15 protein-coding genes are annotated in these 12452 nt (G+C 48.3%); 3 read left to right on the forward strand and 12 right to left on the reverse strand.

All coding sequences use genetic code 11. The features are described from left to right. The first annotated feature begins 15 nt into the window (after nt 1-15). The gene (locus tag HMPREF1144_RS07305) at nt 16-1272 is read left to right on the forward strand and encodes a site-specific integrase (protein WP_009652367.1); all 1257 of its coding nucleotides are present in this window, start codon (nt 16-18) and stop codon (nt 1270-1272) included. A gap of 27 nt (nt 1273-1299) precedes the next feature. Here the strand turns inward: HMPREF1144_RS07305 and HMPREF1144_RS07310 are convergent, their stop codons facing one another. From HMPREF1144_RS07310 to HMPREF1144_RS07345, 8 genes are all read right to left on the reverse strand, one after another. Further along, nucleotides 1300-1509: a hypothetical protein gene (locus HMPREF1144_RS07310; RefSeq protein WP_009652344.1), complete on the reverse strand. Its 210-nt coding sequence runs from the start codon at nt 1507-1509 to the stop codon at nt 1300-1302. 95 nt (nt 1510-1604) lie between these two features. Then, nucleotides 1605-2642: a major capsid protein gene (locus tag HMPREF1144_RS07315; RefSeq protein WP_009652292.1), complete on the reverse strand. Its 1038-nt coding sequence runs from the start codon at nt 2640-2642 to the stop codon at nt 1605-1607. A gap of 24 nt (nt 2643-2666) precedes the next feature. Next, nucleotides 2667-3011 carry a hypothetical protein gene (locus HMPREF1144_RS07320; protein ID WP_009652339.1) on the reverse strand — a complete coding sequence of 115 codons (345 nt, stop codon included), beginning with the start codon at nt 3009-3011 and terminating at the stop codon, nt 2667-2669. A 692-nt stretch (nt 3012-3703) separates the two neighbouring features. Further along, nucleotides 3704-4072 carry a hypothetical protein gene (locus tag HMPREF1144_RS07325; RefSeq protein WP_009652328.1) on the reverse strand — a complete coding sequence of 123 codons (369 nt, stop codon included), beginning with the start codon at nt 4070-4072 and terminating at the stop codon, nt 3704-3706. A gap of 125 nt (nt 4073-4197) precedes the next feature. Continuing rightward, a complete protein-coding gene (locus HMPREF1144_RS07330) occupies nt 4198-4809 on the reverse strand; it encodes a hypothetical protein (protein WP_042927205.1) in 612 nt (203 codons plus the stop codon). A gap of 12 nt (nt 4810-4821) precedes the next feature. Then, nucleotides 4822-5457 (reverse strand): DUF6945 domain-containing protein, encoded by a 636-nt coding sequence (locus HMPREF1144_RS07335; RefSeq protein WP_009652362.1) that lies wholly within the window; start codon nt 5455-5457, stop codon nt 4822-4824. Further along, nucleotides 5432-5611, reverse strand: a complete 180-nt coding sequence (locus tag HMPREF1144_RS07340) for a hypothetical protein (protein WP_009652315.1) — start codon at nt 5609-5611, stop codon at nt 5432-5434. The genes HMPREF1144_RS07335 and HMPREF1144_RS07340 overlap by 26 nt, the downstream gene beginning before the upstream one ends. 142 nt (nt 5612-5753) lie before the next feature. Next, on the reverse strand, nt 5754-6200 hold the full coding sequence (locus tag HMPREF1144_RS07345; protein WP_009652371.1) for a hypothetical protein: 447 nt from the start codon (nt 6198-6200) through the stop codon (nt 5754-5756). A gap of 817 nt (nt 6201-7017) precedes the next feature. Between HMPREF1144_RS07345 and HMPREF1144_RS07350 the strand changes: the two genes are divergently transcribed. Together HMPREF1144_RS07350 and HMPREF1144_RS07355 are read left to right on the forward strand one after the other, a co-directional pair. Continuing rightward, complete coding sequence (locus HMPREF1144_RS07350) at nt 7018-7377, forward strand: hypothetical protein (protein ID WP_009652288.1); 360 nt, start codon at nt 7018-7020, stop codon at nt 7375-7377. Nucleotides 7378-8441: 1064 nt separating this feature from the next. Then, nucleotides 8442-8993, forward strand: a complete 552-nt coding sequence (locus tag HMPREF1144_RS07355) for a tyrosine-type recombinase/integrase (protein ID WP_009652312.1) — start codon at nt 8442-8444, stop codon at nt 8991-8993. A gap of 81 nt (nt 8994-9074) precedes the next feature. Here HMPREF1144_RS07355 and HMPREF1144_RS07360 read toward each other — a convergent pair whose 3' ends face one another. The 4 genes from HMPREF1144_RS07360 to HMPREF1144_RS33215 form a co-directional block, all read right to left on the reverse strand. Next, nucleotides 9075-10019 (reverse strand): hypothetical protein, encoded by a 945-nt coding sequence (locus tag HMPREF1144_RS07360; protein WP_009652361.1) that lies wholly within the window; start codon nt 10017-10019, stop codon nt 9075-9077. 91 nt (nt 10020-10110) lie between these two features. Further along, the gene (locus tag HMPREF1144_RS07365) at nt 10111-11253 is read right to left on the reverse strand and encodes a helix-turn-helix domain-containing protein (RefSeq protein ID WP_009652346.1); all 1143 of its coding nucleotides are present in this window, start codon (nt 11251-11253) and stop codon (nt 10111-10113) included. Next, complete coding sequence (locus tag HMPREF1144_RS07370; RefSeq protein ID WP_042927208.1) at nt 11250-11861, reverse strand: hypothetical protein; 612 nt, start codon at nt 11859-11861, stop codon at nt 11250-11252. Before HMPREF1144_RS07370 ends, HMPREF1144_RS07365 begins: the two co-directional genes overlap by 4 nt. A 169-nt stretch (nt 11862-12030) precedes the next feature. Beyond that, a complete protein-coding gene (locus HMPREF1144_RS33215) occupies nt 12031-12183 on the reverse strand; it encodes a hypothetical protein (protein WP_009652349.1) in 153 nt (50 codons plus the stop codon). Between the last annotated feature and the right edge of the window lie 269 nt (nt 12184-12452).

Genomic DNA, 12452 nt, shown 5'->3' on the forward strand with positions numbered 1-12452 from the left:
ATAGCAGGGGTTTACATGGATCACAAGAGGGTAAAACCGAAGGACAAACGCGATCGTTATCTGATTCTCGATCCGTGTGGAGTGTACATGGTACGCATAGCTGTCCCGGCATACATGGCGGCACACTTCGGCAATAAAACATACTTCATGAGGTCAACAGCGACTCGCGACATTCGTCAGGCACGCCTATTCCGGGATGCCATCGCATTGGAATGGTACAAGCTGCGCGATCAGCTTAAGCCTGTACGTTCAGGTTCACGGGTGGAGCTAATCCTTGATGAACTTCGAGGCATCGGCAAACAAGCAAAGGACACACAGCCCACACAATTGAACTTCCCCGCTCAAGTGCTGGCTTGCCCTTCTCTTCTGGCGATGCGGGATCAGTACATTCTGCAATTCAGCGAGAAACGTAAACTGACCACCCTGTCAAAGACGAACAAGGCTGTCGAGGTCTTATTGTCCCACCTTCGTAAGCGCGATATTCCTCTGAGGGATGTTAACCGAACCATAGTTACTGGCTGGTTGGATAGGCTGAAAAGCGAGAGAGCGCCCCAGACGATTCAAAACTATATTAGCGCCTTGGCTCAAATCTGGGATTTAGCCCGTAACCGATATCACGACGCTCCACAGGATAACCCCTGGCGTGGTCATGGTCTGGAAGCTAAAAGCAGCAAGGTAAGCTACGAAGTTTTCACCCATGTGGAACTGGCGAAGGTCTTCGCAGCTCTGGGGGATGACGAAGAGATGCAAGCGGTGACTCTGATCGGCATGTATAGCGGCATGAGACTGAATGAGATTTGCTCTTTGCTGGTAGGGAACATTCGAAAAATCGAGGGTGTCCTTTGCTTCGAGGTCACAGAAGGCAAGACCAAATCAGCGGCGCGTATCATCCCGGTTCATAGCCGCATTATCGATCTGGTGGAGTCACTTCTCCAGGAGCCTCATAACGGCTTCCTTTTCTACCGTGCGTCGATCATTGATCGTGCAGACGGCAAGCGCTCAACGTGGCATACGCAGCGTTTTACACGGGCTAAACGACAGGCGCTGGGTGAAGTTGAAACGGAACGGAAGGTTTATCACTCGCTACGTCATGAAGTGGCCCAGCAGCTTGACCGGAACCAGGTTCCAGAAGACAGGATCGCGTTATTGATGGGCCATGAGCGCGGGAAAACAGAGGCGTTCAAGACATACTCAAAAAATGCTGCATCACCAGTGGAGCTATCAAAATATGTCGAGTTAATCCGTTACGATATCGCCGGATTGCAGGCATAAAAAAACCGGGCGGTTTCCCGTCCGGCATTAGCTCACATTTTTCAATTTCTGTTCAGTGGCGTAGTACAAGATCGCGGCTTCAAGACCATGCGTCGCCACGCGTGATAAAAAGGTGCTGCGGTGTACTCCCAACTTTCTGGCGAGCGCTGACACGTTCAGCAACCCGGCATCGTCCAGCGTCTTAACCTTGACCGACAGCAGCGGCGAGTTTCCAACGCCCAGAATCTTCAATTGCATATTTTTACCTCTCCATAATAGCGGAGGGCGGCAATCACCGCCCCAAAACCGTTAGCCCCTGGGGTTTTATCCCGTTGGGCTGTTGCCTCGCCTGATTACGAAGCATCGTTGGTGATGGCGGTCACCAGATCCGGGCGGTAGCAAATCGGCAACAGGCTGAACTCACTGGAAAGCGTAATGTTCTTATACGCATCGGTGCTGCTATAGATGCGGAAATCCACCACGTCAGCGAAGGCAAGCTCAAGGTTGCGGCTCGTTGGCCCCACCAAATTGGTAAATGGAGATGCCTGATCAGCGCTTAACGGCTTCTCGAATATCGGAACCATGAAGCCTTGATCTGCCCCGATGCCGTAGAAATCGGTATCGGACATCTCGACCACGGTCACGTTATCCAGGACGTAATAGCTGAATGCCGGGTTGATCTCTTTATTGAATACCAGGCCATCAGGGTCAAGGACACCATACTGTACAAGCTGGCGCACCGATGGGTTAAAACGCAGCTTCTTGAACAGGTTGGAACCCGCGAACAGGTAGATGCCTTTCAGCAGGGAAGCAAGGCCACCCATGCGGCGCTTCATGGCGCTGACCTCATCGGACAGGGATTCTAACGGATCAGCGGCAACCCCCGTGTAGATGGTTCCGGTGCTCTGGTCGTAACCAAATTCCTCTGACCAATCCAGGATCGGGCCATCAGCGGTGTATTCCATATCGGTGACGCGATGACGGAACAGGCTTTCAGCAAACATACGCTCACGGCTTGCCGCAAAGCGTTCATAGTGAGCCAGGCTTTTAGCAGTAACAGCGTCCAGGACGTTGGCCTGTAGCGAAGATCCGATTTTACGGAATGGCTGCACGTCTGCTGCCGTGATCACATCCTGGGTGGGGAATAACGGCAGTTCGATCAAATGGTTAGCTGCTTTTGACTTCGGTGTGCTTCCCCATTCGCTGGAAAAGCGATTCGCTGCTGGAGCGATGGTGTCAGCCTGAGCGTTCAGAATGTCCAGACTGGTTTTAAACTGGTCAGTAACGTCACGCTGGAAAATGTTCAGGTTGGTTAAGATACGGTTGCGAGCCGGAACGTTAGCAAAGGTCGAACTGTAATCGACGTATGAAAAATCTTTTGTAAGAGCCATGTTGTGATGTCCTTATCGGTAAAATTATTGAGCGTCAGCCTGATCTACGCGGATATTGCCGGATGTAGCGAGGGCAGCGAGGGCAGCAGCACCAACTGATGTCCCCATAACGGCGATCACTGTTTCCGGGCGGATGTAGACGCCACGATCAGCAACGATGATGTTCGCATCATTTCCGGCGCGGTGATGGCTCAGAACCAGTAATGCATCGTTGCCGGAGGTAAATGCGGTTCCATCGGCCTTAATGACCGAACCGGGCTGCACTTCGACGGCCAGGTTTGGGATGTTGATTGTTTTCACTGCAAAATTAGCGTCGGCCTGGTAGGTCACGACATCATTAAAGGTGCGTTGGGATTCGCCCATTTTCATAAAGATCACTCCATAAAGTTGTTTGGTCGTTTTACGATGATGTCGAAGCATCACCGCTATAGCGGCCCGTAGGCCATATTGCGGCCCTGCCGTCAGAATTGACGGACTCAGGCCAAAGAGAAGCCGGAGGGGCTAACCATCCGGCTGTATCGGTGTTCAGATGTCAGAAAAACCAGGCGGCAGGAGATACCGCCCCGGAGGACAATAGACAGACATTTATTATTGTTCGTTTTCTGATCTGGGAAGAAGGGAGCGGCGGCACATCCATTGAAGGGCAAGGAGTCCCAAACGTGACGCGCTCAATGCCAGTTTGCATCATGGCAAGATGGCCCACTGAGGAGAGGGACGTAGTGCGGTTGTTAGACCGCTGGCAAATCCCATCGCGGCAGGCTAATACCACGGCAGAATTATTTAGCGTTCAGCGGGATTGTTGCCCGGCTGAATGAATAAGCGGCGCTGGGAAGCGATGAGGCTCGTGCAAAGCGTATCGGAGGCCAGCGCCTGAGAGGAGATTAAATGCGACAATTGGCAGTAGTACGCAGTCTCTTTCGAGACATTAATCACCTTGCATATAATTTTAACACGTTATTATTGAAAGTGCAATCATAATTTTCGTCAAATCTGTTGACTTAACGATTCATTTGTGAATTGAACGAAATTCGTACTAGTAAGTACGTTAATTCCCTTCATGGTCAAGCCATCTCATGGTCACGGAGAGGTGCCGATTCGATAATGTATGAGTACGCTGCCGGATCGGCGGCGACAACCTGGCGGCATTTCTCCCTCGCCAAGCGAAGCATTTCAGGATCTATTTCGTGCGGAGTAAAACCTCCCGCCCCTGCACCCAGTGTCTTCATAATGCGGCGCATTTTGATTTTGCTGTCGGTCACTGGCGCAACTGCGGGCGCTGTTGTTGGTTTCCAGTCTGGATGGCGGATCAGATAGTCATCAACGGCGCTTTTTACAGCGTCCTGCCGCTGTTCTTCCTCCAGTTGCTCTGGAGTTTTCCCCAGAAGCGCTGCGGCAATGCCGTCTCTGACTTTTTGCAATGTTGTTTTCATTCTTATGGTTCCTGTACAGGGCCAGCCCGTCACGGGCGCAGCAGTACGCCAGCCAGATGATGGGCAGGTAAGGTAAAATGTCGAGTAGGTTCAATGCTGGAACTATCAGGCCGTCGCGATCTGACTCACGGTTGCGGCCTTGTTCGTGGCCCTGGCTTGCCTTCCTGGTTCTTATTGATGCGTCTTACCGGGTTTATTTGAATCGCTTTAAAACGGCTCGCGGCCTTCCGCTCACACACCCGGCGATATTCAACGCATAGCGGATGGTCGTATGGAGGGAACCGTGGAGCCATTGCGGCATCGGTGACGCCATTCTGCCTGAGTGACATCACCACCCAGTACAGCGACAATCCCAGCGCCGTACATATGGCGCTTAAATCAGCCCCCTCGTTAAAACTGGTAAAGGCCAGTCGGGAGTTCTGGTAGGAATTGGCCTTAGCAAAGCGCCTGCATCGCGGGTTATAGCTGTTGTCGTAAAGGTTCTGTACCTTTTCCAGCGGCAGACGAAGCATTAGCGCGACCTTTCCAGGAAGCATTCCAGCGATTAAAAGGTGTTTGCACTTCTGCATGATATCGCCATCACGGCAACGCCGCTTGTACAGGCGAGTCAGGTCGGGTAATTCTGGATCTGGGAGTGGCTCTGGTTCGGTACAGCCCGCTTGACGCGAGTTAACTTCGTTAACGTCACCAGGTGACGCTGGTTCGGCGCTTACGCCGTTACGGTCATCATTGTTCATTAGTCCTCATCATTAAAAAGGTGTGCCACCATCGGCATACTTTGTACGTTCCTCAGCAGCAAAGCGGGCCATCTGCTCGGGAGTGTAGATCGTCCCTTTGCTCTGTATAGTCGGGGGTTTATAGCCAGTTTCCACAACGACGGGCTGCGGCTCAGGTGTTTTTGTCTGTTTTTTGAAATCGACCTGGATAACCTTATCGTCAGTTTCCCCACCGGTTCCACGGCTTGCCCTCAGCCGCTCAAGTGCTTTTTCATGATCGTAGGACGGTGAACCATTTAACAGTTTCGGGTAATAGAAAATCAGGTTGTGTTCCTGGCTCACTACTGAGCGCACCGTGTATGAATGACTCTTCTGACTCTCATCAATGACGAGTAAACCAAGCGTTTCGAGAACTTTTATCCACTTACCAAGGGTTTTTGGTGTGCATTTGCATTTAGTCGCGATGTCCCTTTGGTCTTCATAGAATGACTGCTCCTTTTTCCGGTAGCTGTTGTACTGATCCACCATATAGGTGTGAATTTTTGCAAGTTTGTCCTCAATCTTGAAACACTCACCAGTTGCTTTGATAGTGACGCTTTCTGCAAAGAAAAGGCGGCGATCCTCTTCAATCCAAATTTCTGGTTTATTTTCTGCTGCTCTGTTGGTCATAGTGTTCTCCTTCAATGGGATTCTTCATGTTTGTTCGGATGCGTTCTGCCTCGGCATCCACGAGTCTATTGATGAGCGTTGCAACAGGCGTCCCGGTTCTGCGGCACTCCTGCATGATTACGTCCATCGTTGAATTGCTAAACGTCAGTTTCATGGCGTTTTCTCCTGTTTGTCAGACATGCGGATTTGATCCTGCGATCGCGGGTGGCGATCAGGATTCGGCGGGCCTTATAGCCTGCATTTGGTTATGTGTTTAACGTTTGTTCAGTGATCTGATAGCCCGGCACTGTGCCGGATCACGCTGTCGCCGCAGTCGGGAAAACGCCCGCAACGCTATAACCGTGTTGCTCCAGGTTCTCCACACCGTGTGTGGCAACCAGGAACATGATCACCTGCTCGGGCGTCATATCCAGATTGAGTTTTTCACGGTACAAGCAGCGCCAACCCTGGAGCACCGGGGCCAGAATCTCAGTCAGGGATTGACCATCAGCAAACTGGCGGGATAGCGGTTTCAGGATCGCCTTGACCGCTCGGGCGCTCTTTGCCTTTTTCCTTTCCTGTTTCAGGATATGAAGTGCAACAGCAAGCTGCGGGTACTTAGCGTGTGCCGCATCCGCTCCACCATTTCTGGAGATGAAAGACCAAAGTGCGGTTTTTGTGTACGTGCCGTAAAGGATCGCATCTGCGATTTGCTCGCCTGTCATGGCGTTTGGGGTGATGCGTTGGGATTTCGGTTTGTTCATTTGGGTTCTCCGTTGAGTTATTGAAATTATTCTCGGAGGTCATTTGTACCCATTTGTCAGGAGCCATCACCGGGCGGCAATGCACCTTATTTGTTAAAACCATTGTATCAGGAATGCATGCGAATAGCAAGCACAACCAAGGCATACACTGATTTCTTCATCTTAATATGACACACGTATGATTTCAATGTCAAATTCTTTTTTAACGCACTGAGACGCTCCGTATCGCTCTCTGCTACGTCCTGATGTCTATCCGCTACATCGTATTACCCGAGGTGTTACAGCGTCGCGTAGGCCCCTCTCGTTAAGGATTTGATGGCTTTGTGTATAGTTGGCACGGGTGTTGCATAAGTCGCACACCCTCGCGGCCCCAATAGACTCTCACACTACGTGTTCGTGACAGTTTCCAAATTGCTGCGCGGGCTGTCGCCCTTGCTGCCCAAAGGTGGCTGGCCTCTCCCGGTCAGGGAGAGATTAGCCGGACACCGTGGGCGATGCATATCGCAAAGCGCGGAGCGTAGCAACCAAACGAGACCAATAAGAAAGATAGCCATCGCAATGGCAATCTTAAGATGTGCAGGTGTGACCTTGCGTAAGTTCTTCACGGCCAGGGAAGAACGCATGGTGTTTTAGATCTTATTGGTTTTATTGATCTTATTAATTTGATCTTATTGGTGCGTAACCATTACCGATGTCTCATCTGTAACCATTACCGATGAAACGGCTTTTCATATGAACTGATTACCGATGACTTCTGACTGGTAGCTCCTCCCGTAACTGAGTAACCTCGTTCTATCAGTGAACAAAAGGAAACAGCATGGAAATCATCCAAGGCAAAGATAGCTTTAACGAGATGGCGACAGGAATTCTGGTGAAACTTTTCGCGGATTACCCATTCCACTCAGAATTTGACTATTCGGACTGGGGCTGGAATAACAAGCGCAGCGAGCTACTGCGTAACACCTTACTGGCTCTAAGGGATATGGGTTACATTGATATAATCTCATCAACCGACATGGACTACACCGCGAAGTTAACTCCAATCGGCTTGAAGTTGCTTCAGCAGCAAGCACCAGGCGCCAGCGATACCATAATCAACGTCCTCAAAGGTGCAGCAGGTGAAACCCGGACAGCGGTCATTGGTGCGATCATCGGTTGGATTTTTGGCGGGAAATAATTGCGTAATAATACCTATTAAATGCGGCTAAATGCCCCACCCCGTCGGGCCAGGTTGGGGTATTACCCAGGCGGGGTCGTGGTCAAGTGGCTGTCTTCGCTACGGTGTTGAGTACATAACGTTCAGGTCTGAGCGCCGCGCCAATTGCGGCTTCGTCAATTCTGTCTGCCGATATTGTGGCTTACCTGTTCATCGCGGTGCTAAACCAAATCCGCCCACTACGCCCCATTTCTCTGCAAAAAATAATTCTTCGCCAAAAAACCAGAAACGATGAGAATCGCCTCGCTTTTCAGCCCGATTTTCAGGCTCACGGGACGCGCTCTGGAGGGCGCTGTGATTGCGGTTATCGTGATTCAGATCGTGACGGCAAACGCCGCTAAGGGTTTCTGGTGAAGCGTGGGAAGGGTTGCCGGATGGTGCAAAGGCTGAGGCCGGAAATGTTGTCGGATGTGGCAAAGATCAAAGGCGGGAACCGGGACACATCGCCAGCGCCTGGCGTCATGTGGTGGGGAAACCTTGCTTATCAGGTAGAGGGAAAAGCGACCCCCTGAGTTAGGTCACACTGTATTCAAGTGTGACCTAAGCAAGGAGGAATACAAGCAACCAACTGAATAATAATAACTTTTATCGCCTTGCCGTCTCTGCCACCGCCGTATCGTGGTTTTATGCAGTCACCAGATGAATAGAACAAGCCGAAATGTGAATGAAAATTCAATTCTTTGCATACGTTGACGAAGTTCAGCCAGGCGACCAGGAACCGGGCGAGGACTCGATCACTCAGCTGTCAAGATATTTCAAAAACATGTTTCATTTTTATTGAACCAGCCAAGCAGGCACTTAACCGTTTTCCAAGTCCGAAGATACTAACCCTGCTAAGAGTTCACCAGTAGATATTTTCCGACCTGCCAGCCTTCGGCATGGCCCTTGTTGGTGTGTCTCTCCGGCGGGGGTGGGGTATCCTCTACATTTTTTGTGACCTAACAAAAATGATCAAAAAACACCTTTAAAATGATCGTGTTGTGATCAATAATTCATTCACAGGAACGATGACGGAGACACAAATTATGGCAAAAACCAACGCGCCAACGCTGGAGGAAGCAGCGGCAATTGAGAAGGTTTTGAGGTATCGCAATGAGACCTACGCAGACGCCTGGGCGCTCAATCTCAACCTGGCGTTACGCATTAGTGATCTGTTGGCACTGACCTATAAAGACGTTGCCGGGACGGAGATCCGCATCACAGAGGGCAAGACAAAAAAAGCGCGGGTAATCCCGATTAACGAGAAGGCACGGAAGATTATCAACCGCCGCCGTGCGGCATATCCCGAAGATATTTTTCTGTTTCAGTCTCGATCAAATCGGGTGAAGAGTCAGACTGCGAGGCCAGTCACCAGAGAGTCAGCCAGCAGGGCATTCAGTGAGGCCGGGGAAATGGTCACGGATAAAAACATCGGGACACACAGCGCCCGCAAGTGTCGCGGGCGTGCGTTATGGGAACGTGGTGTGCCTATCGAGACAATATCCAAAATGCTGAACCACAGCAGCCCATCGGTCACCATGACGTACCTCGACATTACGCAGGATGAGGTTAATCAGACCTACGATCTGAACATTTGACAACAAGAAGGCGCGCAGATAAAAAATGTCCAGTTTGAAAGTCATGATGGGTAATACAAAATAGTATCACCCGTTAGTTATTTATTCTTCACGCTCATAATTGGCACGTAAAAAATCTTCATATTTTTCTGGTAGGAGTGAAATCTCTCCCCATTTTTTATTTTGAGACCAATAACCAGCACCAACAGAATTTATTTTACCAAAAAAAACCAAGATCCTACGTTGAGCATTAGCTGCGGTGATCCCTCTTGCATCCAAGTCTTCATTGCTTGCAGAAATTTTAAAATCAACATTACCTGCTAATCGTGGGTGTCTCAAAAAAACATGACTGGTATGATCAAATCTTCTAATTGATACAATTTCTCCAAAATAAAAGTTTGGAGTGTCATTTTCTTCTGCTATCTCTGCTGCGTCAGTTAAACATTCACTCAACACGTAATGTTTCACTTCCCCATCGACTAATATATGAATGTCACGATAGAAATTACGCCGAAAATTGGAACAAAGAGACATTACACTGGTTATTTTACTGGGTACATTAAAGGTTTGTCCCTCATGCCGAGATATTGGGACATCTATTGCAGGTCCATCTTCACTCTCATAGTCAGTCTCAACTTGTTCGTCTTCACCCTCGACAGGATCTCTGGCATAGTTATTCGCTCGTTCCTGCATGAACCCACTAATAATTATAATATCTTCGTCTTCAATGGCTTGAAGTGCTTCTGCCTCAGAATTATATTTTTTACCAACCATGATGCCGCTTCTTAACATGCATTGAGGTGCGGTATGATCTCTATCAGGTAGATGTCTAAACAAGGCCTCTCTATCGTGAGGCATGATACTGATTGACGGATCGTTAGGAACACGTATCAATGACTCATAGCATGATGGACAATGAAGATGCCCCCTCATTTCAGAAGTATATTCTAAAGGCCCAATCTCAGTACGAGTCAGTGCAGCAAGAGACATCGTAGTTTTATCCCATGCAGGATCATAATATGCATATTTAATTCTTCTAACAGCCATCTTGAACTCCGTGTGTAGTATCAATGAATAAAAAACATCCAACTCTACTTACTATTCGATTTCTGTTACTCTGATGAAGAAATGCCTTCAATTATTTCAATTTTAGTGAAATAACATTTTCTTTTTCGGAATATATTTCCGATTTTTTTATTTTGGTGATAGCAATAAAATCAGCATCAGGCAAAGCAGAGCTTTCAAAAAGCTCACTTTTAGTGATTATATTATGCTCATCAAGCAAATGAGCAAGTTTATTTATTAACTTAGGCTCTTCACTTTTTATTACGTCGTCCAATGGCTCTCTTTTCCGATAAGGGGCCAATTGCCTGAAAACATACTCTTTCTGATTATCATTTATCAGATGCAAGCTCGACGCTCGCATGGTGAGCGCTCCAATCGAAACACCCCAACGTTCTTTCAGCTTTATCAGCCCCTGCAAACTTGGTGAGAAAAACTCATTGCCAAAAGTAGAAGCAGGAAGCAAGAAGCAAGAAGCAAAGTAATCCGCTTGTTTTTCTACTTTCTTGAAAAGCTCTTTATCGTCAAGATAATCATCCTGAACCGAACGGTGCAGTATCAGATGCCCCAATTCATGAGCAATAGTGAATCTCAACCGAACCGCCGTGCAATTTTTATCAGCAACAATGACTGGACCGGAATTAGACCAAAATGAAAAGGCATCGACCCTATCACCCGCATGAATATTCGATACAACAACACCATTATTTTCAAGAAGTTGAGTTAGATTCTTAATCGGACCATCACCCAGTCCCCAATATCTACGGGTTTGCGTTGCGATATCTTCGAGATCGCTTGGCGTCAGCATTTCAAAATCATCAATATCAATAGGCGGTAGCTTCAATTCAGGCAAAATTGCATATTGGAGCAGATTAGTGAGTATACCTGTCACCCATCTTCCCTTCGTTGTGCCCATTAAGCGTTCCTTTTTACTTGCGGAAGCTCGACTACGAAAATGAACAGCGCCTTTAATGTTGGGTGAAGATTCGGGAGCTAAAAAGAAAGCCTCAGGGAAACCCAATACCCTTGAGAGCTGATTTAATGTTTCATGGGATGGATTTTTCAGCCCTTTCTCAAACGCAGAAACCGCTTGCCGAGAAATTTCAAGCAAACGAGCAAGGTCAGCCATAGTCAACCCTTTAGCCTCCCTTGCTTCGGTAAGACGTTCAGGATTGATTAATTTGTCACGATTTTGCGAAATAAGCGGGCTTACGTTCATTTTTGTTTTCTTAGCATTTCATCGACCCTAAGGGCGATTTTTTCATCAAGTTCATCTTCAATAGCTTCTTCCTCAACTTCATAAGAAGAAACTAACTCTAATGATTCAGCATACAGTACAGCACGCAAGTCTGGTGTAGGAATGGTCAAACTTATCGCTTCCAGCGAAGCACCTACACCATCGTGTAAAAGATAAACGTGACCACCAACGCTTGGAAGCACATTATCGCTGTCTTCAAACCCTTCAAAAAGATCGTAATTCATACTTTGTGCATATGCAGCTCGGTAGCGAGCCTTACGCGGTAATTGTCCTGGCCCGTTAACATGGTGAGTGGTAAGAGTCCAGTTGTTAGACTTAATCGATAAGTGGCGACAGTTGCGGGCTACATTAGGTGCAGCCTGAAAATCCAACCCAAGATTGATAGCCGCTTTTTCCAGTAATGCTTCACAATAGAACCAGCGAAGATAGGGTTGTGCCTCACGAGAGAACACACCGAATTCGCGGCTACGTTCGGCAGACATCAAGTAAGCCTGAGATATGGAACGAATCATGGAACTACGATGATTTAAATCAAAAGCGTTCATTAGTACTGTTCGATAATTGCTCATAACGGCTTACCCTGGTGAAATGTTGTCAACCATATTTACGGAAAACGTTGATTTTGTCAACCAGCACATATCAATTGAGCCGTAATGAGTACATACAAATCTGCGTGTATATGCCTCTACAAGCACCAAAACATAGTCAGTGCATAAGCAGCTTTATAATTAGCTATAGTCAGATAAATCTCTTGGCCTCCGTCACCATCTTCAACTCCGCCTCCTCTGCCTTTTTACGTTCGAGCCATGCTTTGCCCTCTGGTGTCGCCAGAAACTTACGAGCGTGAATTTTACGGTTGTTGCGTTTGGTTGCTGCTGCATTCTTCGCCATGATTACCTCCAGATCGGCCCTCATACTGGGGCCATAAGGGCAGGCTACAGAAAATCGCAGTGACAAATCCAGATGCCAAAATACCCTACCAAATGGTGCCGAAGGCAATAGGTGACCATTACGTGCCGTGTTGGGCACATAACGAAAGGCGGAGCGTAGCGACATCCGCAGATAGCTTTTGTCCCTTCACAGAGATGATGACGCCTTGTCATGGCTTCTTATCAGGTAGCCTTTGTGAACCGGTGGCTGAAACCGTGGCAGAGCCGGAC

The organism is Klebsiella sp. OBRC7, assembly GCF_000293135.1.
Classification (GTDB): domain Bacteria; phylum Pseudomonadota; class Gammaproteobacteria; order Enterobacterales; family Enterobacteriaceae; genus Klebsiella; species Klebsiella michiganensis.

Coding starts and splice junctions, on each gene's coding strand:
- HMPREF1144_RS07305 (WP_009652367.1), top strand. CDS start 16: ATGGATCACAAGAGGGTAAAACCGAAGGACAAACGCGATCGTTATCTG.
- HMPREF1144_RS07310 (WP_009652344.1), bottom strand. CDS start 1,509: ATGCAATTGAAGATTCTGGGCGTTGGAAACTCGCCGCTGCTGTCGGTC.
- HMPREF1144_RS07315 (WP_009652292.1), bottom strand. CDS start 2,642: ATGGCTCTTACAAAAGATTTTTCATACGTCGATTACAGTTCGACCTTT.
- HMPREF1144_RS07320 (WP_009652339.1), bottom strand. CDS start 3,011: ATGAAAATGGGCGAATCCCAACGCACCTTTAATGATGTCGTGACCTAC.
- HMPREF1144_RS07325 (WP_009652328.1), bottom strand. CDS start 4,072: ATGAAAACAACATTGCAAAAAGTCAGAGACGGCATTGCCGCAGCGCTT.
- HMPREF1144_RS07330 (WP_042927205.1), bottom strand. CDS start 4,809: ATGAACAATGATGACCGTAACGGCGTAAGCGCCGAACCAGCGTCACCT.
- HMPREF1144_RS07335 (WP_009652362.1), bottom strand. CDS start 5,457: ATGACCAACAGAGCAGCAGAAAATAAACCAGAAATTTGGATTGAAGAG.
- HMPREF1144_RS07340 (WP_009652315.1), bottom strand. CDS start 5,611: ATGAAACTGACGTTTAGCAATTCAACGATGGACGTAATCATGCAGGAG.
- HMPREF1144_RS07345 (WP_009652371.1), bottom strand. CDS start 6,200: ATGAACAAACCGAAATCCCAACGCATCACCCCAAACGCCATGACAGGC.
- HMPREF1144_RS07350 (WP_009652288.1), top strand. CDS start 7,018: ATGGAAATCATCCAAGGCAAAGATAGCTTTAACGAGATGGCGACAGGA.
- HMPREF1144_RS07355 (WP_009652312.1), top strand. CDS start 8,442: ATGGCAAAAACCAACGCGCCAACGCTGGAGGAAGCAGCGGCAATTGAG.
- HMPREF1144_RS07360 (WP_009652361.1), bottom strand. CDS start 10,019: ATGGCTGTTAGAAGAATTAAATATGCATATTATGATCCTGCATGGGAT.
- HMPREF1144_RS07365 (WP_009652346.1), bottom strand. CDS start 11,253: ATGAACGTAAGCCCGCTTATTTCGCAAAATCGTGACAAATTAATCAAT.
- HMPREF1144_RS07370 (WP_042927208.1), bottom strand. CDS start 11,861: ATGAGCAATTATCGAACAGTACTAATGAACGCTTTTGATTTAAATCAT.
- HMPREF1144_RS33215 (WP_009652349.1), bottom strand. CDS start 12,183: ATGGCGAAGAATGCAGCAGCAACCAAACGCAACAACCGTAAAATTCAC.